Consider the following 2,914-nt stretch of genomic DNA (forward strand, 5'->3'; position numbering starts at 1 on the left):
CTTGGGAATTAGCACCGGCTAACTCCGTGCCAGCAGCCGCGGTGATACGGGGGGTGCAAGCGTTGTCCGGATTTACTGGGTGTAAAGGGCGCGTAGGTGGGGCGGTCAGTCGGGGGTGAAAGGTGCGGGCTTAACCCGCACATTGCCTTCGATACTGCCGTTCTTGAGTGCAGGAGGGGATGGCGGAATTCCTGGTGTAGCGGTGGAATGCGCAGATATCAGGAGGAACACCGGTGGCGAAGGCGGCCATCTGGCCTGACACTGACACTGAGGCGCGAAAGCGTGGGGAGCAAACAGGATTAGATACCCTGGTAGTCCACGCCCTAAACGATGAGCACTAGATGTCGGGGGAATCGACCCCTCCGGTATCGCAGTTAACACGTTAAGTGCTCCACCTGGGGAGTACGATCGCAAGGTTGAAACTCAAAGGAATTGACGGGGGCCCGCACAAGCGGTGGAGTATGTGGTTTAATTCGATGCAACGCGAAGAACCTTACCTGGCCTGGAAGTGCAACTGCTCATCCCCTGAAAGGGGGACTCCTTCGAGGGTGTTGCAGAGGTGCTGCATGGCTGTCGTCAGCTCGTGTCGTGAGATGTTGGGTTAAGTCCCGCAACGAGCGCAACCCTTACCGTTAGTTGCCATCAGGGCGTAAGCCGCTGGGAACTCTAACGGGACTGCCCGGGTTAACCGGGAGGAAGGCGGGGATGACGTCAAGTCCTCATGGCCCTTACGGCCAGGGCTACACACGTACTACAATGGGCGATACAGAGGGAAGCAAGACCGCGAGGTGGAGCAAATCCCACAAAGTCGTCCTCAGTTCAGATTGCAGTCTGCAACTCGACTGCATGAAGGTGGAATCGCTAGTAATCGCCGATCAGCACGCGGCGGTGAATACGTTCCCGGGCCTTGTACACACCGCCCGTCAAACCATGGGAGCCGGTAGCACCCGAAGCCGCCCAAGTCAACCGCAAGGAGACAGGCGTCTAAGGTGAGATCGGTGACTGGGGTTAAGTCGTAACAAGGTAGCCGTACCGGAAGGTGCGGCTGGATCACCTCCTTTCTGGAGCAGAGTGCTCGCGGACCCTGAAAAGGAACTCCCAAGGCACTCGACGGTCGATACCTGGCAAATGGGCTTTATGCCCGCCGCGCGCAAAGTCAAACCAATTTTGGATTTTGGTTTTTGGAATTTGGATTTGTGGAATTGTTTCCTTCGACTCCAAAATCCAAAATCGAAGGTCCAAAATTCGAACGGGGCCTGTAGCTCAGGTGGTTAGAGCGCGTCCCTGATAAGGACGAGGTCACAAGTTCGAGTCTTGTCAGGCCCACGGCCGTCCCAAGCCTGTCGGCCGGGGGCTTCGACGATACCCGCTCTGCCGGCAGAAGGCGGGAGGCAACTGTCAGGCGGAGAGGGGAATTAGCTCAGTTGGGAGAGCGCCGGCTTTGCAAGCCGGAGGTCACCGGTTCGAACCCGGTATTCTCCACGAGAATGTTGTAAGACCTTCGGAGAGAATTTGAATATTGAAGGTTTTGAATGGGACGATGACAAGGCGGTCGTGAATGCCGGTAAGCATGGAGTTGAATTCACTGAAGCTGCTTCAGTATTCAGTGACCAATACGCTATCACCGTCTTTGATAAACGACATTCCCAAACGGAAGAAAATTTGCCACGTTTGGTATGTCAAGTCTCGGTAGATTGATCGCAGTTATGCATACCGAACGAGGAGAGAACTTAAGACTAATCAGCGCACGTGAAGCCACAAGGCGCAAAACAAGTTCTATGAAGAAAACCGAAAGAGATTATCCAACAGATGAATTGCTGCCGGAATATGACCTTAGCAATGGAGTTACCGGCAAGTATTACGAGAGGTATAAGGACAAGGTGAAAGTAGCATTGCTCGAGCCCGACGTCTATCAGATGTTTCCCAACTCCGAAGCCGTCAACCGGGCGCTGCGGGCGGTGGGGGAACTGATAAAGGCTGCCGGGCTGGAAGCGGGGAATAGGAAGAAGAGGGTAGCGTAATGTTGATAGCATGCTCAGAAGCTGTGTGCATTGCGGGCTTGGAGGTAGTAATAATCAGATTCCACTTGGTCGATGGTGGCAATGCAAAGTGTGTGGTAGGATAGGTTGGCATGATAGCGATCATGATAGCAATTGCAGCAGTTATCACGCCTATGAAGACCCATATGGTGAAGCGCCAGGGTATCTGCTAGAACGACCGCTTGGGTATAAGCCATTCAAACCGTCGGCTTCATAGTACGCGGGAGATCCGGTTCAAATCCGGTATTTACAGCAAGATTCAGAGGGAAGTAATGGAACGCATCGAGAGTTACACAATTCACTATACTAAGATCGATTCAGGCTACATGGCTCAACTGGTCGAATGGCCGGAAGTGCTAACAGAGGGCGTTGATCTTGATGATGCGCGGGAGTGTATTAAGGATGCGCTGCACGAAATGATACTGGCCTACAAAGAGAGCGGCTGGGAGATACCCACGGGCTCTGCTTTGATGGAAACACTCCCGACGATGGTCGCGTAGGTGTCTGTCAGTCGCATTGATTTATTGCGCTATTTTGAGGAGAATGGTTATTACTTACAGCGCGAGGGGCGTCGCCACAGTATTTATTTCAATGGGTTTAAGAAGATTCCGGTGAAGAGGCATAAGACCTTCGACCGGATTACCGCGAATCAATTATGCAAGCAAGCGGGCCTAAAACCCAAGTTCTAATTGGATACAGGCGATTCTGAAAACTAACTCCTTCCGGAGAGATACTCTCATCCCACTAATCTGGGTTTGTAGAAGAAACTAGAAACTCGTAGAATTATTGATATTTGACCGGCTTCCACGACGAACATACCGTCCGCTACTTCGACGAACAGACGCCGGTCTATGACGTGCAGTCGATGCGCGATG

Annotated in this window: 3 protein-coding genes, 2 tRNA genes, 1 pseudogene and 1 other annotated feature; all 6 genes and pseudogenes read left to right on the forward strand. The window is 52.8% G+C overall.

Annotated features, from left to right (window positions below):
- Positions 1–2 precede the first annotated feature (2 nt).
- Positions 3–1,066: a sequence feature (possible 16S ribosomal RNA but does not have good blast hits on one or both of the ends), on the forward strand.
- 186 nt (positions 1,067–1,252) lie between these two features.
- The 6 genes and pseudogenes from FJY67_11820 (at position 1,253) to FJY67_11845 (ending at position 2,728) form a co-directional block, all read left to right on the forward strand.
- Positions 1,253–1,326, forward strand: a tRNA-Ile gene (locus FJY67_11820).
- A gap of 83 nt (positions 1,327–1,409) precedes the next feature.
- Positions 1,410–1,485: transfer RNA gene (locus FJY67_11825), tRNA-Ala, on the forward strand.
- Positions 1,486–1,518: 33 nt separating this feature from the next.
- Positions 1,519–1,772, forward strand: a pseudogene (locus FJY67_11830) (BrnT family toxin).
- Between the two features lie 6 nt (positions 1,773–1,778).
- Positions 1,779–2,021: a hypothetical protein gene (locus tag FJY67_11835; protein MBM3330137.1), complete on the forward strand. Its 243-nt coding sequence runs from the start codon at positions 1,779–1,781 to the stop codon at positions 2,019–2,021.
- 290 nt (positions 2,022–2,311) lie between these two features.
- Positions 2,312–2,539, forward strand: coding sequence for a type II toxin-antitoxin system HicB family antitoxin (locus FJY67_11840; GenBank protein MBM3330138.1), 228 nt, complete (start codon positions 2,312–2,314; stop codon positions 2,537–2,539).
- Entirely contained in the window at positions 2,540–2,728 is a 189-nt protein-coding gene (locus tag FJY67_11845) for a type II toxin-antitoxin system HicA family toxin (protein MBM3330139.1), read from the forward strand.
- Positions 2,729–2,914: the final 186 nt, after the last annotated feature.

The organism is Calditrichota bacterium, assembly GCA_016867835.1.
Lineage (GTDB): Bacteria > Electryoneota > AABM5-125-24 > Hatepunaeales > Hatepunaeaceae > VGIQ01.

Bases quoted from the DNA above. Each gene is read 5' to 3' on its own strand.
- FJY67_11840 (MBM3330138.1), top strand. From the start codon at position 2,312: ATGGAACGCATCGAGAGTTACACAATTCACTATACTAAGATCGATTCA.
- FJY67_11835 (MBM3330137.1), top strand. From the start codon at position 1,779: ATGAAGAAAACCGAAAGAGATTATCCAACAGATGAATTGCTGCCGGAA.